This is a genomic window from Pedobacter frigoris (assembly GCF_032678645.1).
GTDB lineage: Bacteria > Bacteroidota > Bacteroidia > Sphingobacteriales > Sphingobacteriaceae > Pedobacter > Pedobacter frigoris_A.
In genome coordinates this window covers 466,298-491,767 of record NZ_JAVTSP010000003.1, presented here as the reverse complement: position 1 = coordinate 491,767, position 25,470 = coordinate 466,298, and the positions used below count along the sequence as shown (strand labels likewise).

General features: G+C 42.3%; 19 protein-coding genes. 9 read left to right on the top strand and 10 right to left on the bottom strand.

The genetic code is table 11. The features are described 5' to 3' along the window. Window positions 1-48: 48 nt before the first annotated feature. From R2Q78_RS12520 to R2Q78_RS12490, 7 genes are all read right to left on the bottom strand, one after another. Window positions 49-2,034 carry a heavy metal translocating P-type ATPase gene (locus R2Q78_RS12520; RefSeq protein WP_410478488.1) on the bottom strand — a complete coding sequence of 662 codons (1,986 nt, stop codon included), beginning with the start codon at window positions 2,032-2,034 and terminating at the stop codon, window positions 49-51. 8 nt (window positions 2,035-2,042) lie between these two features. Next, on the bottom strand, window positions 2,043-3,305 hold the full coding sequence (locus tag R2Q78_RS12515) for an efflux RND transporter periplasmic adaptor subunit (protein WP_316792365.1): 1,263 nt from the start codon (window positions 3,303-3,305) through the stop codon (window positions 2,043-2,045). A 13-nt stretch (window positions 3,306-3,318) separates the two neighbouring features. Continuing rightward, window positions 3,319-7,689 carry a CusA/CzcA family heavy metal efflux RND transporter gene (locus R2Q78_RS12510; protein ID WP_316792364.1) on the bottom strand — a complete coding sequence of 1,457 codons (4,371 nt, stop codon included), beginning with the start codon at window positions 7,687-7,689 and terminating at the stop codon, window positions 3,319-3,321. Between the two features lie 229 nt (window positions 7,690-7,918). Continuing rightward, on the bottom strand, window positions 7,919-8,236 hold the full coding sequence (locus R2Q78_RS12505; protein WP_316792363.1) for a DUF6660 family protein: 318 nt from the start codon (window positions 8,234-8,236) through the stop codon (window positions 7,919-7,921). Between the two features lie 85 nt (window positions 8,237-8,321). Continuing rightward, entirely contained in the window at window positions 8,322-8,948 is a 627-nt protein-coding gene (locus R2Q78_RS12500) for a class I SAM-dependent methyltransferase (protein ID WP_316792362.1), read from the bottom strand. A 21-nt stretch (window positions 8,949-8,969) separates the two neighbouring features. Next, on the bottom strand, window positions 8,970-9,893 hold the full coding sequence (locus tag R2Q78_RS12495) for a TIGR01777 family oxidoreductase (RefSeq protein WP_316792360.1): 924 nt from the start codon (window positions 9,891-9,893) through the stop codon (window positions 8,970-8,972). A gap of 9 nt (window positions 9,894-9,902) precedes the next feature. Next, the gene (locus R2Q78_RS12490; protein WP_316792358.1) at window positions 9,903-10,724 is read right to left on the bottom strand and encodes a DUF393 domain-containing protein; all 822 of its coding nucleotides are present in this window, start codon (window positions 10,722-10,724) and stop codon (window positions 9,903-9,905) included. 128 nt (window positions 10,725-10,852) lie between these two features. Between R2Q78_RS12490 and R2Q78_RS12485 the strand changes: the two genes are divergently transcribed. After that, the gene (locus tag R2Q78_RS12485) at window positions 10,853-11,326 is read left to right on the top strand and encodes an FKBP-type peptidyl-prolyl cis-trans isomerase (RefSeq protein ID WP_316792356.1); all 474 of its coding nucleotides are present in this window, start codon (window positions 10,853-10,855) and stop codon (window positions 11,324-11,326) included. Between the two features lie 94 nt (window positions 11,327-11,420). On the opposite strand, the gene R2Q78_RS12480 is transcribed toward R2Q78_RS12485, so the two are convergent. Then, window positions 11,421-12,275: a DapH/DapD/GlmU-related protein gene (locus R2Q78_RS12480; protein WP_316792355.1), complete on the bottom strand. Its 855-nt coding sequence runs from the start codon at window positions 12,273-12,275 to the stop codon at window positions 11,421-11,423. A gap of 301 nt (window positions 12,276-12,576) precedes the next feature. On the opposite strand from R2Q78_RS12480, the gene R2Q78_RS12475 reads away from it, so the two are divergent. From R2Q78_RS12475 to R2Q78_RS12440, 8 genes are all read left to right on the top strand, one after another. Continuing rightward, on the top strand, window positions 12,577-13,098 hold the full coding sequence (locus tag R2Q78_RS12475) for a hypothetical protein (protein ID WP_316792353.1): 522 nt from the start codon (window positions 12,577-12,579) through the stop codon (window positions 13,096-13,098). Window positions 13,099-13,569: 471 nt separating this feature from the next. Then, on the top strand, window positions 13,570-14,817 hold the full coding sequence (locus R2Q78_RS12470) for an efflux RND transporter periplasmic adaptor subunit (RefSeq protein WP_316792350.1): 1,248 nt from the start codon (window positions 13,570-13,572) through the stop codon (window positions 14,815-14,817). An 8-nt stretch (window positions 14,818-14,825) separates the two neighbouring features. After that, entirely contained in the window at window positions 14,826-16,286 is a 1,461-nt protein-coding gene (locus R2Q78_RS12465; protein WP_316792348.1) for a TolC family protein, read from the top strand. Window positions 16,287-16,297: 11 nt separating this feature from the next. Further along, entirely contained in the window at window positions 16,298-16,963 is a 666-nt protein-coding gene (locus R2Q78_RS12460) for an ABC transporter ATP-binding protein (protein WP_316792345.1), read from the top strand. A 6-nt stretch (window positions 16,964-16,969) separates the two neighbouring features. Continuing rightward, a complete protein-coding gene (locus R2Q78_RS12455; RefSeq protein ID WP_316792343.1) occupies window positions 16,970-18,172 on the top strand; it encodes an ABC transporter permease in 1,203 nt (400 codons plus the stop codon). Next, window positions 18,169-19,305, top strand: a complete 1,137-nt coding sequence (locus R2Q78_RS12450) for an ABC transporter permease (RefSeq protein WP_316792341.1) — start codon at window positions 18,169-18,171, stop codon at window positions 19,303-19,305. The genes R2Q78_RS12455 and R2Q78_RS12450 overlap by 4 nt, the downstream gene beginning before the upstream one ends. A 35-nt stretch (window positions 19,306-19,340) precedes the next feature. After that, window positions 19,341-20,723, top strand: coding sequence for a sigma-54 dependent transcriptional regulator (locus R2Q78_RS12445; protein WP_316792339.1), 1,383 nt, complete (start codon window positions 19,341-19,343; stop codon window positions 20,721-20,723). Further along, window positions 20,707-22,005 (top strand): sensor histidine kinase, encoded by a 1,299-nt coding sequence (locus tag R2Q78_RS12440; RefSeq protein ID WP_316792336.1) that lies wholly within the window; start codon window positions 20,707-20,709, stop codon window positions 22,003-22,005. Before R2Q78_RS12445 ends, R2Q78_RS12440 begins: the two co-directional genes overlap by 17 nt. On the opposite strand, the gene R2Q78_RS12435 is transcribed toward R2Q78_RS12440, so the two are convergent. Further along, window positions 21,986-22,747: a LytTR family DNA-binding domain-containing protein gene (locus R2Q78_RS12435; protein WP_316792334.1), complete on the bottom strand. Its 762-nt coding sequence runs from the start codon at window positions 22,745-22,747 to the stop codon at window positions 21,986-21,988. The genes R2Q78_RS12440 and R2Q78_RS12435 overlap by 20 nt on opposite strands. Beyond that, complete coding sequence (locus tag R2Q78_RS12430; protein ID WP_316792332.1) at window positions 22,747-25,443, bottom strand: histidine kinase; 2,697 nt, start codon at window positions 25,441-25,443, stop codon at window positions 22,747-22,749. Before R2Q78_RS12430 ends, R2Q78_RS12435 begins: the two co-directional genes overlap by 1 nt. Between the last annotated feature and the right edge of the window lie 27 nt (window positions 25,444-25,470).

Here is a 25,470-nt window from a genome sequence, read left to right as displayed (position 1 = left end):
CGTCGAGATGACGTTAGCTTCTGTAATCAGAATACAAATATCATTCGTTTAAACTTGCTTTCTTTGAATCCTCACTGCATTCAAAATAGCCAGAAGCGCGACACCTACATCGGCAATCACTGCTTCCCATAAAGTGGCAACCCCACCTGCGCCTAATATCAATACAATAATCTTCACGCCCATCGCGAGTATAATATTCTGCCACACAATACTTCTGGTCAGCTTGCCTATCTTAATGGCCGTCACGATCTTTGAAGGCTGATCATTCTGGATCACAATGTCCGCAGTTTCAATAGTGGCATCACTGCCCAATCCACCCATCGCAATACCTGCATCTGCAAGCGCAACAACCGGAGCGTCGTTTACACCATCCCCAACAAAAGCCAGGCGTCGTCCCTCCTTTTTCAGGGCTTCTACCTGCTCCACCTTATGTTCCGGCAGCAGGTCGCCAAACGCTTTATCGATACCCAGCAATGAAGCCACTTTATCAACAGTGCTTTGTTTATCGCCACTGAGCATTACAGTCTGAATACCCAGGGCGTGCATGGCGGCAATTGCCTGCCCCGCATCTTCCTTAACCTCATCGGCAATGGTAATGTAGCCAGCGTATTTGCCATCCACCGCAAGGACAACAATTGTATCCACTTCCTCATCCACCGCGGCATCATAGTCAACATCAAACTTCTTCAGCAGTTTCGCATTTCCTGCCAGCACCTTTTTTCCATTGACCACACCAGTCAGGCCATGTCCCGCCACCTCTTCAACATCTTCAATCTTCACACTTTCTAATACATCCCCCGCATGACTAACCACGGCAACAGCAATCGGATGGGTAGATTTACTCTCTATTGCTGCGGCAAGAAGCAGCAGTTCCTTTTCATTAATGCCCACCGCAACTACCTTCTGTACTTCAAACACACCCTTGGTCAGCGTACCGGTCTTATCCATCACTACGGTATTGATCCTGGTCATCACATCCAGGTAATTCGAACCTTTAAAAAGAATCCCATTTTTGGACGCCAGTCCGATTCCTCCAAAATAACCCAGAGGAATAGATACCACCAATGCGCAGGGGCAGCTGATCACCAGAAAAACCAAACCTCTATAGAGCCAATCCTGGAAAACATAATCCGAAACAAAAAAGTATGGCAGAGCAACCAGCAACACAGCCAGTAAAAACACTATTGGCGTATATACTTTTGCAAACCTGGAAATAAACAGTTGTGTCTGCGATTTACGCACAGTGGCATCCTGCACCATTTCCAGAATTTTACTCAGTTTGCTGTCTTTAAACGCTGCTTTCACCTTGATTTCCGTAAGCTGATTCAAGTTGATCATTCCCGCAAAAACCGCCTCGCCCTTAGCTTTATTATCCGGTCGGCTCTCTCCTGTGAGCGCAGCGGTATTGAAGGTGGCCTTGTCCGACAGTAATTCACCATCTAATGCCACTTTTTCTCCAGGCCTTACCTGTATCACCTCACCTATTTCCACATCAACCGGATTTACGGTCTCTACTTTACCACCCCTGATCACATCTACCGTATCAGGACGAATGTCAAGCAATGCCTTTATACTTCGTTTCGCGTTGCTCACTGCACTGTCCTGGAACCATTCGCCAATGGAATAAAACACCATCACGGCAACTCCTTCACTGTAAGATCCAATAGCAAAGGCGCCGATTGTCGCCACACTCATCAGAAAAAACTCATTGAAAAAGTCAAGCCTCATTGCTTTTCTGAACGCGAGATTCAACACATTGTACCCAGCCAGCAAATAAGCCGGGATGAATATGATCAGCTGAATTATATCATTGAATTTCTTGTCGAAGCCGTATTCGAGAACCATCATTATCACCACAGCAAATAAAGCAGTCAGCAGAGGCCAATACCCCATCCAGCCTTCTGCTTCCCCTTCACCATGATTGTGTCCATCATCCTCATCATGCCCCTCGAGACCATTATGATCATGTTGACCTGCTGGTTTTACTGTTTCTTCATGTGAACAGCAATGTTCATGTTGCTTTCCTGATTTCATAATAGTTATTAATGACTATGTTCTGCCGGACCTGATGACTTAGACTGCAAATAAAACGCCCCTTTTGTTACCAATTTAACATCAGCAGGTAATTTTTCCAAAGGGGTGATCTGAATATAACCCAATTCTGAAACCCCTGTTTTCACCTCAACTTTTTTGAAATGTACAGTTTTTTCTTCTTTATGATCGTGAGCGCCCTCATGTTTATTTTCATCCTCATGCTCTTCTTTATGTGCTTCTTCTGCAGTGTCATCAACGATAAAGATAAATTCCTTTCCTTCCGCCCGTACCACCGCATCAATAGGGACTGCCGATGAAACTGCTGTACCAATCCCTATCAAACCTGTCACATACATACCCGGTATCAGGTTTGCACCAGGCTTTTTGATCACCGCATGCACCACCACACCTTTACTGTCATTCTCAAAAGACTTATTGATTCCGTAGATTTCCCCTTCAATCTGTTCATTTTTCTGATTGGTCAGTTGAAAATCTACCTTCTGCCCGATCTTAATTTTTGACAAATCCTTCTCAAACACAATCAGGTCTGCATGGATCTTTGAATTGTCCACTATATCCATGATCGAAACACCCGGTTGTGCATAAGATCCCGTCTCTGCCGTAATCTTGCTTATTGTACCATTGATTGGTGCAGTCACAGGTACCTGGGTTACTATATTTCCCGCAGCAACTTTACTTGCTGATATTCCATACTGCTGTAACTGGCGTTCCAAAGCTTTGATCTTCGAGCGTTCTGCATTGTAATTGGCTTCTGCAAGTTGGTGTGCTTTGCCGGTTCCCGCGTTCGCTGCCTTCAGCTGCATCTGCCTGTTGTATTCCGCATCTACGAAACTGAAGCCTCCTTTTGCACTCAGGTATTCCTGCTGCAACTGAACCAGTTCCTGATTTTCCACTGTTACCAAAACCTGGCCTTTACTTACCTTCTGCCCCTCTATCACATTGATTTTTCGTATAATACCTCCAGACAACACATTGATTTGCGCTGCGTTTTGTGGTGGGACAGCAAGCTGACCACTCGATTTTACAACCGCTGTCAGGTTCTTTTGCTCTACACTACCGATCATGATGCCTACCGCATCCAGTTGTTCCTGACTCAGTTCAATCACCCCCTCATGTCCGCCATGCTCTTCATGTCCGGCCTCTTCTGTACTTTCCTTTGGCGGATTACTTTTGCCACCACAGGCAGTCAACAGCGCAACAAAAATCACCGAAACTACTGTTCCGGCAAAACCCTTTTTTATATATGACATCACTTTCATTAGATTAATTTCCTTTTAAAAACTGTAATTGAATAACTGATTGGTTGAGCTGGCGAACTGTCTCCAGGTAATTGAGCTTACTTTGCACAGCCAAAGCCATATTCTGAATAAACTCTATATAACCTATCTCACCCAGGTCATACGAAACCTGTGCAATGCGCAACTGTTCATCCGCCTGCTTCAGTCCCCCCGACGTAAAATAATCGGTCATACTTTTATGCTTCAGGTAATTCTGCATTTCCTGTTGCTGCTTCACGTTCAGTTGGTTTTGCATCCTTAAATACTCCGTCTCTGCAATCTGTACAGCAAGCTTTTCACTGTTCACCCTTGCCCTGCCAGCACCATTAAATATCGGAATTCCTATGCCAAACTGTACACCGGCAATCCTCGTCCCCGGTGTGTACCCCCTGTTCAAATTCGCCGGATCAAATGATTTGATCACCAGTTGCTGCGCATATCCCAAAGTAAAATCAGGCATAAACTTCGCCGTTTCTACATCAATTTTAGCTTTTGCCACTTCGATCTGCTGCTGATAAACGCTGCTCAGTAAATTGCGATCAGGAATGCCACCATCATTTAGCGGCAATACGATCAAGGTCTGCTCGCCGGGAACAACAGCCTCCTTTACATTCAGCAGCTGCTGAAGATTTAGCTGCTGGATAGCCAGTTCGGCTGCTGCCGATTGTCTCATTGCCTGTACCTCCTGGTATTTGTTCTTCGCGGTAATCAGTTCCAGATTAGAAGTCTCCCCTACCTTATACCTCAGTTCAGATTTCTTTATAAAATTACTATAAATGCTGTCCTGCAAGGCAAGCACTTTCAGGGTTTGTAAGCCAAACAAATACTCATAATATGCCAACCTGGTTTCCCTGATCACCTCAGACTGAGTATAACCGCCTATCTTTTCCGCAAGTGAGGTCTGCGCTACAAACAGTTTTTTCTGATTTTTATATAAACCCGGCCAGGCAAAGCTCTGGGAAATACCGACAGAATTGTCATTACCTCCGCCACTACTCGGATCCTGCGAAAAATTAATAGCTGTTTTTCCAGGATCAAAAGCCGACTTCTCCAATGCCCTCGACTGGCTCACAGCAAGCGCTGAAGATTTTAGCTGCAGGTTGTTCTTTAGTGCAAGGGCAATTGCGGAATCCACAGAAATGACCCTTTGCTGCGCCTTCGCACAATTAAAACTTCCTGAGCCTAATATTCCGGTCATTATCAACAGCACAATCACCAGAGGCTTAACATTCATCGTCATTTTGTTTTTACGGTCTGTCACTAAAATATATAAACTAGGCAGTACAAATAGTGTTAGCAATGTGGCAGAAAGCAATCCACCAATGACCACTGTAGCCAGCGGCTTCTGCACTTCAGCACCGGCTCCACCCGATAAAGCCATTGGCAGGAAGCCGAGTGAAGCTACTGCGGCAGTCATGATCACCGGTCTCAGCCTTACAGCCGTTCCCTTCATCACCCGCTTATAAACATCCGTCACCCCCTCTTCTTTCAGTTGATTAAAATAGGAAATCAGCACGATGCCATTCAATACGGCCACACCAAAAAGTGCAATGAAACCTACACCCGCAGAGATACTGAAAGGCATCCCCCTCAGCAGCAATGCAAAAACACCCCCTATAGCAGAAAGCGGTACTGCAGTAAAAATAAGTATGGTTTGTGTAACCGAACGGAACGTAAAATAAAGCAAGCCCAGGATCAGTAGCATGGCTACCGGCACAGCGATAGAAAGTCTGCTCTTTGCTTCTTTCAGGTTTTGGAACTGACCACCATAGGTGATATAGTATCCTGATGGCAGTTTAAGTTTACTATCCAATACCTGCTGTATCTCCGCCACGGTACGCTCCACATCTCTTCCTTTTACGTTAAAACCGACATAAATACGCCTTTTGCCGTCTTCCCTCGAAATCTGTGCGGGCGCTTCTTTCAGCTCTACTTTTGCCACCTGGTTCAGGGGAACTTTATTGCCAGAGGGTAAAGGAATATACAGGTTCTCAATACTCGAAATATTTTCCCGAAGGTCACGCTGCAGCCTCACCACCATATCAAAACGCTTCTCTCCTTCAAACACCACACCCGCAACATTACCTGCAAAGGCCGTCCGAAGCAAAGTATTGATGTCGCCTATCGTCAACCCATACTGAGCGATCTTATCCCTGTCGTAACTTACAATCACCTGCGGCAATCCTGTTACCTGCTCAATAAATGGCTCACTCACACCTTCTACAGGCGCGATGAGTCCTGAAACCTTTGCAGCCTGCTGCGCAAGCACATCCAGGTCTTCCCCGTAAATCTTAATGGCCACGTCCTGCCGTACACCTGTCATCAGCTCATTGAAACGCATCTGCATCGGCTGTGTGATCTCTATGCTTACGCCTGGTAGCAAAGACAAAGCCTCTTCCATCTTTTCAGACATTTCTTCTTTGGTCTTTGCCGATGTCCACTCTTCTTTCGGCAACATGGCAACCATCATATCCCCACGCTCTACCGGCATGGGATCAGTAGGGATTTCAGCACTTCCTATCCGGGTTACCACCTGCTTCACCTCAGGAAACTTGTCTTTCAGTATCTTTTCAGCTTTACCAAAGGTTTCCACGACCTGGGTTAGTGATGTACCCTGTGACATGGCAATTTCCACGGCAAGATCCCCTTCTTCCAATTGCGGCAAAAACTCGCCTCCCATTGTACTGAATACCCAAACTGTAAATACAAACAATGCCAACGCAGCACTTACCACCAGTTTTTTAAACCTAAGCACCCATTCCAGCATAGGCTGATAAACACGCTTAAAAAAGTCCATGATTTTGTCGGAGATGTTTCTTTTATGCACCGTACTTTTACTAAGAAACAGCGCACTGATCATCGGCACGTAGGTCAGCGACAAGATAAACGCGCCTATAATCGCAAATACCACTGTCTGAGCCATTGGTTTAAACATCTTGCCCTCTATACCTACCAGCGACAATAGCGGCAGATAAACGATCAGTATGATGATCTCGCCAAAAGTAGCGCTGGCCCTGATCTTGGAAGAGGCAGTAAATACCTCCTGATCCATTTCAGTCTGGCTCAACAGCGGTTTCTCTTTAAACAATTTACTTTCGGTCAGCCTGAAGATAATGGCCTCTACTATAATGACCGCACCATCTACAATCAAACCAAAATCTATGGCTCCTAAACTCATCAGGTTGCCAGATACGCCAAAAAGCCGCATCATGGCAAATGCAAAGAGCATAGACAATGGAATCACAGAAGCCACGATCAGACCTGCCCTCCAGTTGCCCAACAACAGCAGTAATACAAAAATCACAATGAGCGCGCCTTCTATCAGGTTCTTCTGTACCGTACTGATGGAACGTCCCACCAGTTCTGTCCTGTCTATGAAAGGTTCAATAATCACACCTTCAGGCAAGGATTTCTGAACCTGAACAATGCGTTCTTTTACATTTTCTATGACCTGATTAAAATTCTCGCCTTTCAGCATCAGTGTAATACCGGCCACTACTTCACCCGTTCCATTTCGGGTGACAGCCCCATACCTGGTTGCACTGCCAAACTGGACAGTTCCCACATCCCTGATCAGCACAGGCACTCCACCCACATTCTTCACTACAATCTTTTCGATGTCATCCAGTGATTTTACCTGTCCGATACCACGGATCGTATAGGCGTTACTTTGCTGCTCTATATAAGAACCCCCGGTATTTTCATTGTTGTTTTCCAGTGCCTCATAAATTTGGGAGATGGTTACATTATTGGAGTTGAGCTTTTCATTGTCGAGCGCAATCTCATATTGTTTTACATAACCGCCCCATCCGCTCACTTCGGCCACTCCTTTAGTACCCGCAAGTTGGGTCCTAACCACCCAGTCCTGCAGGCTGCGCAAATCGGTTGCGCTATACTTACCTTCATAACCCTTTTTGGTATGAAGCACATATTGATAAATCTCCCCAAGGCCAGTTGTAATTGGCGCCAGCGCCGGCTGTGCCAGCCCATCAGGAATGTTATTCTCCGCTTCTTTTAGCTGGGCAGAAACCTGCTGCCTTGCCCAGTAAATATCAGTATCATCCTCAAAAACGATCGTAATTACAGAGATACCAGACCTGGAAATCGACCTTTTCTCGATCACTTCAGGAATATTTGCCATGGCCAGCTCTATCGGAGCAGTAATGAATTGCTCTACCTCCTGGGCACCAAGGCTTGGTGCTTGTGAAATGATCTGCACCTGGTTATTGGTAATATCAGGCACCGCATCAATAGGTAGGTTTTTAATGGAATAAGCTCCCCATATGATCAGGGCAAGCATCATCAAACCGATAATGAGCTTATTCTTTATAGAAAATTGAATTATTTTATCAAACATAAATTAGTTAGTTACAAAGCGTTGATAAGGAAAAATGGACAGGATATCATATGTATCCCGCTCGCCATCCTGAATTATTCAGTCGTGCTTATTGATCTTCGTCTTCATGAGCACTTCGTGGTTTATTTCAGGATCCCGCACCTGCAAAGCGGCCACTCTATTCCGGGATCCTGAAATAAATTCAGGATGACGACCGACTTAAAGACTACTTCTACAGAAATAAAATGTATTAAACTAACTTAGGAGGCTGCCAGACCGAAAGGCTGATCGCTATAGACCTGCCTTCAAAATGCGTAGCAATTGAAGTTTGATGTATTGAAAATGGAGGAGTTAAGCCCACTACAAGCTTTAAGACCACTGAACTTGCGCAGCAGGAACAATGACAAAAAGGTGTGCAAGCATCTTCCAAAGGAGCTTCATGGCTTTTTTCAGCTGAAGAAAAAGACGAAGCAACAGGAGGAGTATCGGCATGATCATGCGCATCGGCACAAGGCACCATATTGAGTACCATGACCACAATTACACAAAATATCGCTAATGCTCTCATTTCTTATTCGTTGATACAAATATATTTTATTTATTCCCTGCCGACCAACTATTAGAAATAAAAAATTAAAAAAGCTTTACTACAACTAGATCTTTTGCAGAAGAATCGTCAGTACTCTCGGGATCTGGCTCCTGTCATTGTCATCAAAATACTCATCCAGATTTACCAGTGCCAGGCCGTGCTTTTTCCCTGCATGAATAAAATCAGATACGTTATGATTGAAACAATCTACCACCTGACGGCCCTCATCCGTATCAAACCTGGCCTTTGTACCACTGTATTGTTTAAATGGGTGCAGCTCGCCAATATAAGCATAGCCACCCGAATTCAAGGATTTAGAAACCTCATTGAACACATAGTCAAGGTTATCGATATGCTCCAGCACCAAACTAAAAGTCACCAGGTCATACAGACCGTCCCTAAAGTTCCAGCGCGAGGTAATATCTGCCTGTTTAAACTGCACCCTGTTCGATGCAATCTTATCCTTAGCCCTGGCCAGCATTTGCTCAGAAAAATCAACTGCTGTGATCAAAGCTGCTTTCTCCATCAGCCACTCTGTATTTTTACCGGTTCCGCAACCAATCTCCAGTACCTTATTAAAAGGAATGCTGGCCAGAGATATTTTCAGCGCAAGCGCTTCCATGTCCCTTGTTTTATTGCTGTTGGTATCATACTGGGCAGCCCAGATGTTGTAAGCCTGTTTAGTATTCATGGTACAAAAGTAAGGAAATTACTAAACCCGTAAACTTAAAATATCATGTATTGCATGCTTAGCATTAGAAAATTGGAAATTAAAGCCTGCATCCAGTAATCTTTTTGGAGCTACCCACCGGCTTTTTAAGATGAGCTCCATCTCCGTACCGATCATTAAAACACCGATTTCAAGCAGCCACTGCGGACTAGGCAATCCAAACGGCACACCATAAGCGTCACGCATCAGCTTCATAAAAGTCACATTTTTAACCGCTTCCGGTGCCACGCAGTTCAGCACACCATCCACCTTATTTCCCATCAGCCATTCGGTACACCTGGCCACATCATGCTCATGGATCCATGAGATGTACTGCTCCCCATCCCCTTGCCTGCCTCCCAGACCAACCTTCACCAGGTTCAGCAATCTAGGGAACACGCTATCGTTTCTGCCCAGCACAATCCCCATCCTCAGGGCAACTTTACGTGTTAAAGGTGTCGGTACTGCAAAAAAGGCTTCTTCCCATTGTTTACATACGTCTATTGAAAATCCATAGCCGATATTACCTGTCTCTTCATTCTGTGCGTGATCTTCCGCATGGCGATAAATCGTTGCTGAGGTTACGTTGATCCATAACTTTGGTGGATTAGACAAGCCTGCAATTACCTGACCTAAAAGCAGGCTGGGAATTACTCTTGATGCGATGATCTCCTTCCTGTTTTTATCCGTATACCTGCAATTCACGTTTTTGCCACACAAATTGACCAGTAAATCCGCACCCTGCAAAACGTTCGTCCAGCTCCCCGCTGTTTTTCCGTCCCACAACACCGTTTCCACATTCCCATCAGCCGGTTGGGGTTTCCGGCTAAGGATGATGACTTTTTCTGCCAGGTCTCTATAATAACGGGCAAGTACTTTTCCCAAATACCCATTGCCACCTGCGATCACTATGCTATTGTATTTCATTTGACGTTGTTATTTGTAAATAATCCATAAAAGGAGTGCTATGCGGTACAATACCCAACTCATCGTAAGGATATACCCAAGGCCCAGCAGGCCTGTCCTGCGAATGTGCTCCAAAAACATCAGGCCCGCTACTCCCAAAAAATAGAGCACATAGAACAGTACCGGCAAGGTAAAAAAACCAGACAATATGACCACCAGCAATAGCAATAATGCTCCGGCAAAAGAGATGGTCATCATATTACCAAGGTACTCCCACCTTTTTGCGCTGTTCACCAAACTGATGATCAGTCCCTGAAAAACAACCTGTCCGCCACAAATCAGGTATTCCCTATAGGGGCCGCCAACAGGCATGGCGTCTTTCAGTAATACCGCATACTTGGTGAGGATAAGACCAGTAAAAAACCAGGTAAACAGGAGATAGGCAATTCTATAATGCAATTTAAAATCAGGCTGCAGTGCAAAGCCACCCGCTTGTTTACCTTCAGGAATAATGACCTTTCTGTTGTAAGATACAAAAGCATAAACTTTGGTCATCAGCCATATAAATGGTTTAAATGCAAACAAAGGTGCAAATAAAGGAATTGAATTTCCCAGTACTTTGAAGAGGCTATGGATGCCATAGCTAACCTCCCCTGTATCATTGTTTACCAATGCAATTTCGTTTACCGCCCTTCTCTGATCTACAAAAGGACAAAATTCTGTTGGCATTTGCTGATAAGGCTGCGCTCCGGTCTTGTCAAGCATACCAACCGTTGTAAATGCTTTAGTATACATCCTGCACATCGGGCATTCTGCATCATAAAGGATCGTGTGGTTTCTTAAGCTTTTCATAGATCAAATATACGACAAACAAATTAAACTTTCAATAAATACTGAAACTTTAATTCAAATAAAAAGATATTTATCCCTTGTAAGATCATATGATACACAATCTCAAAATATCAGTATATTTGCTTCCTATGAATAACATCAAATCTCTTTTATTATTGGTCTTCATTGCTGCAGGAATTACAGCATGTAAAAAAGGTAAGACTGTGGATGTAGAAACACAGTTTAAAGCAGATACCATTGCCATCAGAAACTATATCACATCAAATAATATCCCAGCTATCAAACATTCTTCAGGTGTTTTTTACCAGATCATTGCTCCCGGAACAGGAGATGTAAAGTATACAGCTAATAGCCAGATCTCTGCTGCCTATCAGGGAAAAATAATGAACGGGGCAATTTTCGACGATTCAAAAGGTGCTCCGATCGATTTTTCTTTAGGCAGAGTAATCCAGGGCTGGCAAATTGGTATTCCTCTGATTCAAAAAGGTGGAAAGATCAGGTTGCTGATCCCTTCTTACTATGGTTACGGAACCAGCGGTACAGGTCCTATCCCGGGTAATGCAATCCTGGATTTCGACATTACCCTGATCAACGTTCAGTAAGACAAAACCCTCAGATTTTCTTTAAAGATTTGCAACGCCGACTGATTTTTATCGGCCGGTGTTTCTGGCGTTGTTATAATTGCACTTTATCAGCTCAGATGAGATCTTTTGAAACAATTTCTCCCGGATTCGTAGATAAATGAGGCCAGATCTTTCTTCCGGGATATACTGATGTATTGATACCCGTATGTACATCATCGCCTATAATTGCACCTAATTTGTTTCTGCCCGTCGGCACTTTGCTTCCATTGAGCATCGTAGTCATTTCTTGTGCATCGTGCCTCAGGTTGGCATTGATAAATCCAGCTCCAAGATTCACATGATCTCCTGCAATGCCATCACCAAAATAGCTCAGGTGACAAATATTAGTGCCGCTACCAATAATCGCATTTTTTACTTCTACCGCATTACCGATTCTGCAATTACTGCCTATGGAGGTATTCCCGCGTATATAACAATTTGGTCCAATGGTACAGTTCTCACCGATCATTACCGGCCCTTCTATATATACTCCGTTTTTTATGATGGTACCCGCCCCTACTGATACATTTCCTTTTAAGGTAGCCAGCGGTTCAATGGTTGATTTCGGATCAATACTATACACTACTTCCGACGCATATTTTTCCTGGCATTTGATGAGGTCCCAGGCATACTGAATATTGAAAACTTCATCATTCCAATAAAAATGTCTGGCATCTATCACTAGATCTTCCGGCTGGAGGATATAATCTGTAGCTATTTGACAGGAGTCAGGAAGCTCAATCTGTTGAAATAACCCGGCATGAATCTCCTGAATTTGTATAATGACGTGCTGTGAACGCTTAGCGGCAACAGACAGCGCATGCTCTAAAAGTGTTTTGTTAAATACACTCATAAGTGCATTGGGTTTATTGACAGTCAGGGGATAACAATCTTGCGTTTGGGCAGCGGCGTCTATGATGATATTCATAAAATGGATTCGTTGGTACGCAATATTACAAAAACATTCGGACAGGCATTTGTACTTCTATAAAGACATTTTTATATATTTGTAAAAAATATAAGTCATGCTACGTTTCAAACATATCCAAATAAAGCGGAATAACCAGCCTTCCTGGTTAAAGTGCGCGGGTATGGACTTTAGTTTTCTTCCCGGACACTAGGGAGCATTCCAGACATTAAACGAGATTGAATTCTCAAATCCATTTATTTTTAATTATCAAAACACTTTTGCTTGGGCCACTGCCCTCTCAAATCAATTATATATCCTTATGGACATTTTATACACTGTAGACGAGAAATACCTGCAGGCAATAGAAGAGCTCAATTATGGGGAACTGCCGAAAGCACTTCACTTTTTTAATGAAGTGATCAACATAGATCCCGATTATGCGAGAGCTTATTATCAGCTGGGATGCTGTTATTACTACCAGTTCAAAAACTATCAGACTGCTGGTTACTATTTTAAGAAATGTATAGATCTTGAAGCCGGATTTCCTGATGTCTATGTACATTATCTGAAATTACTGGTGACATTGAAAATGCAGAAATCTATAAAGCATACTGCTGAAACAGCCCTGAAAATACCCGGGGTTTGCAAAGCTGATATTTATGAGGTACTGGGTTCTTATGCTGAAGAGCAACAGGATTTTGCAGGAGCCAAAGAGCAGTACAAACTTGCCGCGCTGGCCGCTGCTTCTCAAAGTGATCACAGTAATTTTAAAGATCACCTGAAGCGCATTTCTGATAAGCAGGAAGCAAAAAGAAACATCACATATGCTTATCAGGGCTAATTGCTTTTATCTATTACCCTGAATATTGAAAATAACAAAGGCCGGTAAATTTACCGGCCTTTGATAATTATTATTTTCCTAAATTTTACTTACCGGCATCCACCAAAACAGTAAGCTTGATACAATAGTGATTTTATTCAGTAAAAATCAGAATTCTTATTGATAGAGACAACGACACCTTCAATTTCCATAAATTTTATGGACAATTGCAATTAATTTGATTGATTTTCTGTTTCAGATATTGAGTTCTGGGTCATTATTGTATTTTTTTCACCCGCTGCATACCATCCGATGATGTATCATGTGTTTTTTTATACCCTAGAGGAAAACACAATAACGATGTCCAAAATGAAACAATCTGTCCATTTTGGAACAACTTCCATCAGACACCAAACAACTAACTTGCTGATAAAAAGATAGATAACTATGGCACTAGGATTGAATTAAGGGCACATCATAATTACCGCATTCATGGACAGAGCACTATCTCAAACATTTAAAAGAAAACGAACTGTAACTACCATTATCATTACCAGCTTAAGTCTGGCAGCTATCATTGTAGCTTTTGTGGCGTTCAGGGGAAACATCAGGCCTTCTGTCAATCGCGCTGAAATAGAAGTAGAGACTGCCGATAAGGGTACCATAGAAGCCACTGTATCTGCATCTGGTATTGTAATACCTCAAAATGAATTTACGATCACTAGTCCTATTCATGCTAAAATTGAAAAGGTACTTCATGCTCCTGGTGAACTCATCAATGCCGGGGAATCTATACTGTCGCTCAATAAAGAAACCACATTGAGTAATTATACCAAGATGCTGGATGAACAGGCAGCCAACCACAATAAGATTGATCAGTTGAAATTGAGTCTGGAAAGGTCTTTAGGTGAACTGGAGACTCAATACACCATTAAGGAAATGAATATTCAAAGCCTGGAGACTGCGCTTGACCATGAACGTTCTTTGCTGAATATAGGTGGCAGCACAGCGGAAAGGGTAAAACAATCCGGTCTGAACCTCCAAATCTCAAAACTGGAACTCAAACAGCTAAAAAACCAGATCAGTAATCAAAAGAAAGCAATGCAGAATGACATGAAAAGCCTGGGCTTTCAGATCAGCATACAGAATAAAAACATTGCCGAATCTAATAAAAAGCTGAACCTCGCTGAGGTCCGCTCGCCCGCAAAGGGAATGATCACCTGGGTAAGTGATAAAATTGGAATTGAGGTTGGTGAAGGAGCTGAACTGGTAAGGATTGCGGATATGAGCAGCTTTAAAATAGAAGCTAAGATCTCTGATGATTATGCGGCTAATTTAAAGCCGGGAAGAAGTGTCATTGTGAGGATAGGCAAGACAGATTTAAGAGGACAGATTACCAGCATCATGCCTGAAGTAGACAATGGTATGGTTAAGTTTTTTGTGGGGTTGAATAAGAACAATGACCCGATACTCCGCTCAAACCTTAAAGTCGATGTATTTGTCGTCACTGCTGTAAAAGACAACGTGATAAGGATGAAGAACGGCCCGGCATTCAATGGCTCCGATCAGCAAAAGGTATTCGTGTTAAAGGGCAATGAAGCCGTATCAAGAAATATCAGTGTAGGGATCAGCAATTTTGACAAGGTGGAAATCCGCTCGGGACTACAGCCCGGTGAGCAGATCATCGTTACGGAAATGAATGATTTTAAGAACATGGATAAAGTCATCATCAAAAACTAAGCGGGCAAATGAAAACATACATTTTTATAGCATTTGCCTTCTTCCCCACCTTAATTCAGGCGCAAACAAAAGAGACTAAGTTGAAATTAAGCTTAGTGCAGGCAGTTGGCCTCGCAAGGGAAAACTCTATCGCAGCGCTTCAGGCAGCTACACTAAAAGAAACCAGGTATTGGCAATACCGCAATTACAAGGCTGATTATTTGCCCCAGGTTAGTCTGGATGCATCACTCCCGGATTTTACCAGGAATAATGTTGCTGTTACCCAGCCCGACGGAACAGTCGAGTTTCGCCCGGTGGCCAATGATAATTCTCAGCTGAACCTTGGAATTAGACAGCCATTGAGGTTTAGCGGTGGACAAGTATTCATGAGTTCAAACCTCCTCCGCTTTCGTGATTTTGACCGTAAGCAGACCCGGTATTCGGGTAGTCCGCTGGTCATCGGTTTTAATCAGCCGCTCTTTTCTTTTAATTCGTTCAAATGGGATAAAAAGATAGAACCTTTAAAATATGAGGAGTCTAAAAAGAAATACACAGAAGACCTCGAATACATTAGTAAAACGGCATCTACACTTTTCTTTGACCTCCTCATTGCCCAAATCAATCATGAAATCGCGGTTAAGAATAAAAAAAACAATGATACATTGTACAAAATCGGGGAAGTAAAAGCAGGCATGGGGAAACTATCCAGGGATGAACTGATGCAGCTGAAACTGGCTTCTTTAAATGCCGGAAAGGCATTGTCGCAGGCCGACTTATACGTGGAAAGTGCCATGCTGAACTTTAAGTTTTACATCGGCAATAAAAGTGATGCTGCAATAGCACTCCTGCTACCAGAAAAACTGGCGGAGTTTGATATAGATATGAGTACAGCCATCAGCGAAGCCCGAAAGAATAAACATCAGACGGTAGAGTTTAGGAGGACATTGCTGGAAGCGCAAAAAGAGGTGGCCAGAGCGCATGGCGACAATGGATTGAACGCGAGCTTATTTGCTACTTTTGGCCTCAGCAATAAAGCAAATGACATCCTGGGCATTTATTCAAATCCTAAAGACCAGCAAACCTTGCGGATCGGTGTGCAGGTGCCGATTCTGGATTGGGGGCGGTCGGCAGCCCGGATTAAAACCGCACAGGCAAATCAGAAATTGGCCGAATACAGCATTGCCATGCAGGAAAATAATTTTGACCAGGAGATTTATACCCAGGTGAAGCAATTTAAACTGATACGCGAGCAAATGCAAAACAACGTAGCGGCAGATGTAACTGCGCAGGAAAGGTATGAGATCGCGAGAAACAGGTATTTGCTGGGCGACCTGAGCATTACCGATTTAAATATAGCTTTGCAGGAGAAGGATCAGGCAAAAAGGGACTATATCATGTCTCTCAAGAATTTTTGGGATGCGTATTACAACATCCGCGTATTGACTTTATATGATTTTGAAACAGGAAACAGAATTGGAACTTCAGATTAATAACTAGCAGCATGATTAAATTAACAGCTATAGAAAAAGTATACCGTACCAGCAGCATAGAAACGCTGGCCTTAAACAGGGTAAACATCAAGATAAACAAAGGCGAATTTGTGTCTGTAATGGGCCCGTCGGGTTGCGGAAAAAGTACGCTATTAAATATTATGGGATTACTCGACGAGCCTACTTCAGGTCAAATTGAGATCGACGACAAAATCATTAGCAATTATGCGGACAAGGCTATGGCTCATCTGCGCAATGAAAAACTAGGCTTTATATTTCAAAGCTATCACCTCATTAGTGACCTCTCTGTACTGGATAATGTAGAGATTCCCTTGCTTTACCGCAAGGGGATTTCAGGTACACAAAGAAGAAAAAAAGCTTTGGAAGCATTAGAAAAAGTAGGTCTGAGCAGCAGAACCCAGCATTTCCCCAATCAGCTTTCGGGCGGACAGCGGCAAAGGGTGGCCATTGCCCGTGCAATCATAGGTAATCCAGAGATCATTCTGGCCGATGAACCTACAGGAAACCTCGACAGCATCATGGGTCAGGAGATCATGAACATCATGCTCAGGTTAAACGCAGAGGGGACAACAATCGTGATGGTTACCCACGATGAACAGATGGCAAACAAGACGCAAAGGATCATCCGGTTTTTTGATGGCAGACAAGTAAACTAGTAAGGTATGTTAAAAAACTATATAAAAATCGCTTTTAAAGTGATGATGCGGCAGAAATTCTTTACCGCAGTGAGTCTGTTTGGAATCAGCTTTACCATCATGATTTTTTCTATTCTGCTGGGTTTATTTGATTTCGTTTATGGCAACAATGCTCCGGCTGTAAATCACGATCGTATCATTTACTTTGAAGGAATGTCGACCAGTAAAAAACCCGATTACTTCTCCTATTTAATTGCAGACAGCAGTTTTTATAATGAGATAAGATCACTGAAACAGGTACAGAATGTCTCTCTGTATAGAGAAGGTACACTTAGTTCTTTCAGAAAAGACAGGGTAGTTACTTTCAATACCGCCTATACAGATGCAGAACACTGGAAAATCTATGATTTTACATTTTTAGAAGGACGACCATATAATCAAAAGGATGTCCAGGAGAAACAGGCCTATGCCGTTATTAGTGAATCTGTTAAACACTACTATTTTGGTGATAAACCAGCCTTGGGACAATATATTGGCGAACATCCAAAACTCAAGGTCATAGGCGTAGTCAAAGATGGGATCAGCATATTCAAAGCCGGTACCGAAGCTGCTTCAATATGGATCGCCTCTGGCATTTACATCGGTTATACCGACATGCGGGCAACTATCCTGGCCCGATCAAAAAGTGAGATTCCTGCCGTTAAATCTGCCCTGGAAGGAATTGCTAAAAGGACAACAATTTACAAAACCATTGGAGGAAAACTTATGATAAATGCAGACACCATTTTTGAAAAACTGGATTTTGACGAGGCATCTATTTTTCTTGGAGGATTTCTATTTTTCATCATGGCCATCCCTGCACTCAATATGATGGGGTTAAATGTTGGGCGAATATCAGAACGGAGTTCGGAAATCGGAATCAGAAAGGCTTTTGGTGCATCTTCATCTGCTTTAGTCGGGCAGTTTATTACCGAGAACATCATCATCACTTTTATAGGTGGAATTTTAGGCATCCTACTTACTTTCGCCGCTTCTGATATACTTCTTGAAGTCATCTATTATGAAAACCCGGAGACTGCTATTGCAAAAGGGAATTTCATGCTCAATTGGAAAACCATTGGTTATTCCATGACATGTATACTGTTCTTTGGATTTTTGTCCGGGATAATTCCGGCCTGGCGCATGTCGAGGCTACAAGCGATTAAAGCATTGAAAGGGGGTGCATCATGATCAGACATCTATTTAAACTCACGTGGAACAAAAAGAAAAAGCATATCTTTTTAATTGTGGAACTGTTCTTTTTCTTTCTTGCAACTGGCTTTATTGCATTGTTTCTCTATGAAACTGGTGCTTTAAAACAAAAGCGTCCGACATTCGATATAGAAAACCTGATTTCAATTGATTATAGGTTTATGTATACCAGCGACACAACTTTTTCTTCTTTAACAGAAGAACTCAAGCAAATTAAAGAGATCGACCAAATTAGCATTGCAAGCTATATACCTTATAGTAAGATAGCAAATCCAAGGTCCATGACCTATAAGAAGAAAAAAACTGATGTTTCAGGGGTGAATGTCGATGATAAGTATCTTAAGATATTGGGATTAAAGGTAAAATCTGGGAGATGGATTGAGAAAAAAGATTATCAGTCGTCGACTAAAGTAGCTGTTATCGATGCCAGCACTAAACAAAAAATATTTTCTGACCTGGAGGCAATTGGGCGCATAATAAACATAGATGGTATACAGCATCAGGTTATTGGTGTGGTAGAGAACCTCAACGATCCAAGCGTCGGCAATCATTACAACCAGAATGTTTTCACACACGATACTCAGGGTGCTGCCTCCGTCCTGCTGAAACTAAAGACTCCCATGAATGAGGATCTTTATAAGAAGGTGAAGGAAACAACAGATCGGCTCTGGCTTGGTGAAAATATCATGCCTGTATCTCAATACAAAGAAAAGCATGAAAAAGAACAATTTATTCCTCTGCTCATACTTTCTTTGTTATCAGGATTTTTAGTCATCAACATCATCCTGGGTCTCTTTAGCATCCTCTATCAAAACATCAATACCCGCCGTTCTGAAATAGGACTGAGAAGGGCTGCCGGCGCCACTTCTGCAGATATTTACCGTCAGATCATGATGGAAATGTTTTTACTCGCGACTCTTGCACTGATCCCCTGTCTCATTGTTGGTTACCAGTTTATGGCTTTCAATGTATTGAATGCAACTACAGGCGGCTACATCTGCGCGATGGTATCTGGGGCCATCACCATTTATTTACTGGTGATCATCTGTGCTTTATACCCTGCAAGAATGGCTTCAAAGATTCATCCTGCAGAAGCCTTACATGATGACTAAATGTGTTATTTTAGCTTTTTATAAATTATTGATCCATGATCCTGATAATTGACGACGATGTAGCTGTAAGGACTTCCCTGAGCCTGTTTTTAAAGCATGAAGGTTTTGTGGTTTTTACAGCGGAAAATCCGGAAGAGGCCTATCCGATCATTGAACAGCAACCACTGAAAAGTGTGCTGCTCGACATGAATTTTTCTATGGAAACATCGGGAAAAGAGGGTTTAATTGCGCTCTCAAAGATCAGGGAGATAAAGCCAGAGCTGCCTGTGATACTGATGACCGGCTGGGGCTCTATCCCTATCGCAGTGGAAGGCATGAAAATAGGCGCATCAGATTTCATCAACAAGCCATGGGACAATACCGCCCTTCTTGAATCTATACATACCGCAATAAAATTATCAGGAGATGATGACCAGGGTAAAACAGGATCAGTTACCCGCAAGCAGCTCAATGACAAGTTTGGATTTGAAAACATCATTGGAGATGATCCGCAGCTGCAGTCGGTATTAAAAACCATAGGCCGGATCAGTGCCACTGAAGCTGCCGTTTTAATCACCGGCGAAAGTGGGACGGGTAAGGAATTAATCGCTGAGGCCATTCACCAGAACAGCTCAAGAAGACATAAACCCTTCGTTAAGGTAAACCTTGGCGGAATTTCATCTTCCTTATTTGAAAGTGAAATGTTTGGTCACAAACGCGGCTCTTTTACTGACGCAAGAAATGACCGCATGGGCAGGTTTGAGATGGCCAACAAGGGCACTATCTTTCTGGATGAGATCGGTGATCTGGATTTGAACAGCCAGGTAAAGTTATTGAGGGTATTGCAGGACAGGACTTATGAGGTATTGGGCGACAGTAAAACCCGCACAGTAGATGTCAGGGTGATCTGTGCCACCAACAGAAACCTTAAGGAAATGGTGGCTGATAAAAAGTTTAGGGAAGATTTGTATTACCGCATCAACCTAATCCTGATCCAACTCCCCCCTCTCCGTCAGCGCAAAGACGACATTCCTTTATTGGCCAATTATTTCATCAATAACCTGAAAGCCTTATATCGCAGGGATAAACTAAAGATCAGTCAGAAGGCCTTGTCCTGGTTAAAGGAGTTATTTCTTTCCGGCAACATCAGGGAACTGAAAAACATCGTAGAGCGCACCGTCCTTGTTTCAGATAAGGACACATTGGAAATAAAGGATTTTGAACAGCAACTGGATGCTTCAGGGTTTGTAAAAGACAGCGCTGAAATACCTGCTGTAGGAAGCATGACCATTGATGAAATGGAACTTTCTATGATCAGAAAAGCAATGGAGTACCACCAGCAAAACATCAGCAAAGTAGCGCGTTCTCTCGGACTGAGCCGTGGCACTTTATACAGAAAACTGGAGAAATACAACATTCCTTATGAAACTCAAAAATAAGTTCATCTTCTTCAGCATAATCATACACCTGGCCTTCGTCTTCCTGCTGATGAATTTGCCGACCAGCAAAACTTATGTGATCATCATCGGGGAAGTGCTGATCTTACTTTCTATCATACTGTCAGTTTGGTTGTACAGAGGGATCAGTCAGCCTGCCAAATTTATTTCTGCAGGCATTGAAGCGATAAAAGATCAGGATTTCAATACCCGACTGGCTAAAACGGGACATAAGGAAATGGACCGATTAATTGGCGTGTACAACCAGATGATTGACCAGTTGAGAGAAGAGCGCATCCGACAGAGTGAAAAACATTACACGCTCGACAAGTTGATCCAGGCATCTCCATCGGGGATCATATTGCTGGAGGAGGATAACCGCATCAGCTCCGTCAACACCGCAGCGGTACGTATGCTGGGAACCAATACCGAAACATTAATAGGTATGTTGCTAAGCGATATTCCCGGACAGCTTGCAAATGAGATTGGCAAACTGGAGAATGGAAAAGCGGAGGTAATCAACTTAAATGGCTCTGCAGTATATAAATGTCAGAAAGCTCATTTCGTTGACCTGGGTTATTCTCATTATTTCATTATGATTGAAGAGTTGAACGACGAGATCTATAAGAAAGAGAAAAATGCTTATGATAAGGTGATTCGCATCATGTCGCATGAGACGAACAATTCTATAGGTGCAATCAATTCGATATTGTCGACTGTCATCAACTTCAAAGATCAGTTACTGGTAGAAAACCGTGAAGATTATGAGAATGCTTTGAATGTGGCCATCAACAGGAATAAGGCGCTAAGCAGTGTGATCTCTAATTTTGCGGATGTGGTAAAAATACCCGAGCCTATTTTCGAGCGCTACGACATCAACAAATTGATCAGATCTGTACAATCTCTGATGGATGCTGAAGGCAGACAAAAGCAGGTAGACTGGAAACTGGATCTTTGTGAGGAGGAAATTCCGGTTGACATGGATGTAGAGCAAATGGAGCAGGTACTGATCAACATCGTGAAAAATGCACTTGAGGCCGTAGAAGTAAATGGGACTATTGTATTGAAAAGTTCGCTATCACCATTGAGTATTTCAGTCGCGGATAATGGCAGCGGCATTTCAAAGGAGATTGGCCAACATCTGTTCACGCCATTTTTCAGCAGTAAAAAGAACGGACAAGGTATAGGGCTTACGCTAACCAGAGAGATCCTGCTAAACCATCACTTCCGCTTTTCTTTGGAAACTGACGGAGGCTGGACTACTTTTAAGGTTTTCCTTTCATAAACCTTGATAAAACCTCTTCTTTCTTTTGTCTGGAAATCGGCACCTGACTTCCATCTTCCATGGCAATATAACCGCCATCTGATTTTACATAGGCTGATATCTTACGGAAGTTGATCAGGTGTGACTGGTGAGTCCTGATAAACTGATGATTTTCCAGTAGCTCCTGATATTCCTTCAGTGTTTTACATACGAGGTATTGTTTCTGATTGTCTAAATAAATATGCGTGTAGTTACCCTCCGCCTCAAGTCTGATGATTTTGTTGACTGTCAGAAATTCTATTTTATCTGACAAAGGAATTGCGATCCGTTGCTCATCATCTCCCCTGTCTATATTGGCTACGAGCTGTTTTAGCCTTTCATTTTCCTTTTTTGGGTTAATCTGCCTGATGGCTTTATCGACAGCATTACTCAACTCCAGGATGTTAATGGGCTTTAAAAGGTAGTCAATAGCGCAACTTTTTACAGCTTGTATACCATACTTATCGAACGCAGTAACGAATATCACTTCAAATGTTTGTTGCCCGTCTAATAGCTTTAGGAGATCAAAGCCTGAAACCTCACCCATTTCTATATCCAGAAAAAGCAAGTCAGGCTTTAGTTCCCTGATTAATTTTAGAGCCTCAGTTGCAGAACCGGCCTCTGCGATAACCGCTACATTCGTGCAATACTCCAGCAGCAGCTGACGCAAATTTGCTCTGCTTTTCGATTCATCGTCAATTAATATTGCTTTTAAGATCATCATTAATCTATTGGAATGGTTAATATAGCGGTAACGCCACTTTGATTGGTACCTAAATTACTGCTTAACTCTAAATCCCCGGCAATTCCACCCGTATTTAGCAAATTCAATCTTTCCCGTACCAGCTTGAGTCCAAAACTCTGATGATGCGTGGAGGCTTTTTCCTTCAAACCAGAGCCATTATCGGTTACTATAATTTTAAGGTAAGGCTGTTGATAATTAATGCTGATGACCAACTCTCCTTCTGCTCCTTTTTGAGCCAGTCCGTGTAATACTGAATTCTCAACAAGCGGCTGAATGATCATTCCCGGAATCTCTGTCAACTGGGTATTCACGTCCGGAGAAATATTTATTTCAAATTTAAAATCAAATCGCAGTTGCTCTAACTCGCAGTAAAGCTTGATTGCTTCCAGTTCATCTGAAAGGGTTACAAAACTTGCCTCAGAATTGTTCAAAACCCTTCTCATCAGCAGCGAAAACTTTTCAAGGTATATATTTGCCTGCAGGTACTGTTTCCCGTTAATCAAAGACTGAATGGAATTCATGGAGTTGAACAAGAAATGCGGGTTCATCTGAGAACGGATGGCTTTAAGTTCCAGTTCTTTAATCTGTCTTTTTAAAGCCTCTTTTTTTCTTATACCTGCGATTCTACCTTTATTGATGAAAAAGATGAAAAGAAATGTAAATAGGATAGAGCCTGCGCTCCATCCTATCGTTTTTATCAATGCGGCCTTTTGTTCCTTATCCATCTGCTTCGGAGTCAGCGCTTTCTTTACTGCCTCTTCAAAGTTTTTCTCTGACATTCCCCCCTGCTGCTCATCGATGTTATCCTCTACGACTTTAAAGTCCCGATCAAATAAAAATGTTTTGATATCGAAATGACTCATCATCAGCTTTTCTTCCAGTTCCTGATCATTAAAGGAAATTTTCACGTAAGTCACATTGGGGAATTTTCTAAATGCAGTATCTATTCTGCTTTTTGGATAGTTTTCTTCTTCCAGTTGTACGATCACAAATTGGACTTTACTGGGATCCTGCTTTTTAATTCGTTCTAAAAGATGTTTAACTTCTTCAGGGTAGTGAAAATTGAAAGTGAGGCTTAATGTTTTACCTTTAAACTTGCTGAGGTCTAAAACCGATCCATCGGCCAATTTTATTGACTTTAATGGACTCTCCTTCCCCGGAGCCCAGGCATTGATTCGCTTCCACTTCAGCTTGAGGTGATTGGTTAGCGAAGTATCTCCGCAATTCCTGATAAAGTCTTCATAATATGGCTTTAGCAATTGGGCCTTTTTCCAGTTGCTTTCCTCTAGTTCCTGTTCAAAAGCTTCAGATAATGAAAAGTATAATGGGAAATGCTTCAAATAAGTCAGTGACATCGCATAACTTGACAGGAAACCATATTGTCCGCCACTAACACGGCCCACTTTATCTCCCAGGTAAAGACCAAAATCATGGATAAAAGTAGTATACCATTCATTGGTTCTGTACTCATTCATTTGTATCGGCAACGTGTCAATACTCTTGAAGAAATCTTTGGGAAAATCTTCAAAGACCTCTTTAGCTTGAGGGCTGCTCCTATACTTTGTCTTTAGCAGAAAATCCGTTTTAGCGTCAGCTTGCCTATAGACAAATTGGAAATAGTAATAATCCCATCCATTTTTAGAAATCTGCCCCTTATATTTACTCATTACCTGATCAAATAATGCTTTGTCCTTTACCTGCTGCGACATGAAGCTGCTGGCAGAAAATTCCTTAACATCATCTTCCAGTTCAGGAGTAGTAAACTTACTTTTAACCTTATTTAATTCCATCGCAAGTTCAGCCATTCTAGCAGAATTACCAGAAAACCGAATACTTTTTTCTAAATCCTGTCCATCTGCATTCATTACCAATGTATCTCCAGGTTCGATAAAAAAAGAAACATTTAAGCTCTTCGGCTCAATTTGATAGAGTAAATTCACATCGCAGCCCTCGTCTAATAGCATAGGCATGTTAAAAGTTCCGTCTTTTTCAAATACGACTTCCCCTTTACCAGTGGCATATAATATTAGCCTTTCCCTTACGCTGTCATTCATATTATTGATTTTCCCTTTAATCAGCGTGTTTTTCTGAATCGGAAAGGACGCAGCGGTCAACTGCCAGAAAAACTCAGTGTTGTGAGGCGTATTTCTAATAATCAATTCCGAAATCTGCTTAATCAACTCGGCATCAATGGGTTTAACGGCACTTAAAATAATGCCATTCACCGCTTTTTGCACTTGTACCGGACTCATCATCGGCCTTGTAAATTTGTTACCTGCCTTAACCGATACGATTTCGCCACTTTTTCCAATCTTTAATTCAAAAGCCGGCTTAACAGACGTCTCATTATTACTTTGTAAATATGCAGGGTAATAAGAGTCGTATCCCATTATAGAGCCGGGATAAAAACACTTAATTCTAGTCCGCTCTACAATCAAATCATAAGTTCTACTACCATCGGGGTGCTGATTCTTTAGTTTGTACTTAAGGTCATAACGTTTTAGATCCGGATCACCACTAGCGACCTTGGCAACATTTTCCTGGATTTTAACGCTAACTTCAAACCATTCTGCCGCTTTTAATCTTGATAAAAGATTTTTCTCCTGTGAAAATACCAGCTGAGGAAGCCAGATCAGTAAAAGCATCATAATGCTCAAAAGTTTTTTATGTTTCATATTTTTAAGATTTGAAACAAAAAAACG

Excerpts from the sequence above, each read along its gene's own strand:
- R2Q78_RS12520 (WP_410478488.1), bottom strand. The coding sequence starts at position 2,034 with ATGAAATCAGGAAAGCAACATGAACATTGCTGTTCACATGAAGAAACA.
- R2Q78_RS12515 (WP_316792365.1), bottom strand. The coding sequence starts at position 3,305 with ATGTCATATATAAAAAAGGGTTTTGCCGGAACAGTAGTTTCGGTGATT.
- R2Q78_RS12510 (WP_316792364.1), bottom strand. The coding sequence starts at position 7,689 with ATGTTTGATAAAATAATTCAATTTTCTATAAAGAATAAGCTCATTATC.
- R2Q78_RS12505 (WP_316792363.1), bottom strand. The coding sequence starts at position 8,236 with ATGAGAGCATTAGCGATATTTTGTGTAATTGTGGTCATGGTACTCAAT.
- R2Q78_RS12500 (WP_316792362.1), bottom strand. The coding sequence starts at position 8,948 with ATGAATACTAAACAGGCTTACAACATCTGGGCTGCCCAGTATGATACC.
- R2Q78_RS12495 (WP_316792360.1), bottom strand. The coding sequence starts at position 9,893 with ATGAAATACAATAGCATAGTGATCGCAGGTGGCAATGGGTATTTGGGA.
- R2Q78_RS12490 (WP_316792358.1), bottom strand. The coding sequence starts at position 10,724 with ATGAAAAGCTTAAGAAACCACACGATCCTTTATGATGCAGAATGCCCG.
- R2Q78_RS12485 (WP_316792356.1), top strand. The coding sequence starts at position 10,853 with ATGAATAACATCAAATCTCTTTTATTATTGGTCTTCATTGCTGCAGGA.
- R2Q78_RS12480 (WP_316792355.1), bottom strand. The coding sequence starts at position 12,275 with ATGAATATCATCATAGACGCCGCTGCCCAAACGCAAGATTGTTATCCC.
- R2Q78_RS12475 (WP_316792353.1), top strand. The coding sequence starts at position 12,577 with ATGGACATTTTATACACTGTAGACGAGAAATACCTGCAGGCAATAGAA.
- R2Q78_RS12470 (WP_316792350.1), top strand. The coding sequence starts at position 13,570 with ATGGACAGAGCACTATCTCAAACATTTAAAAGAAAACGAACTGTAACT.
- R2Q78_RS12465 (WP_316792348.1), top strand. The coding sequence starts at position 14,826 with ATGAAAACATACATTTTTATAGCATTTGCCTTCTTCCCCACCTTAATT.
- R2Q78_RS12460 (WP_316792345.1), top strand. The coding sequence starts at position 16,298 with ATGATTAAATTAACAGCTATAGAAAAAGTATACCGTACCAGCAGCATA.
- R2Q78_RS12455 (WP_316792343.1), top strand. The coding sequence starts at position 16,970 with ATGTTAAAAAACTATATAAAAATCGCTTTTAAAGTGATGATGCGGCAG.
- R2Q78_RS12450 (WP_316792341.1), top strand. The coding sequence starts at position 18,169 with ATGATCAGACATCTATTTAAACTCACGTGGAACAAAAAGAAAAAGCAT.
- R2Q78_RS12445 (WP_316792339.1), top strand. The coding sequence starts at position 19,341 with ATGATCCTGATAATTGACGACGATGTAGCTGTAAGGACTTCCCTGAGC.
- R2Q78_RS12440 (WP_316792336.1), top strand. The coding sequence starts at position 20,707 with ATGAAACTCAAAAATAAGTTCATCTTCTTCAGCATAATCATACACCTG.
- R2Q78_RS12435 (WP_316792334.1), bottom strand. The coding sequence starts at position 22,747 with ATGATGATCTTAAAAGCAATATTAATTGACGATGAATCGAAAAGCAGA.
- R2Q78_RS12430 (WP_316792332.1), bottom strand. The coding sequence starts at position 25,443 with ATGAAACATAAAAAACTTTTGAGCATTATGATGCTTTTACTGATCTGG.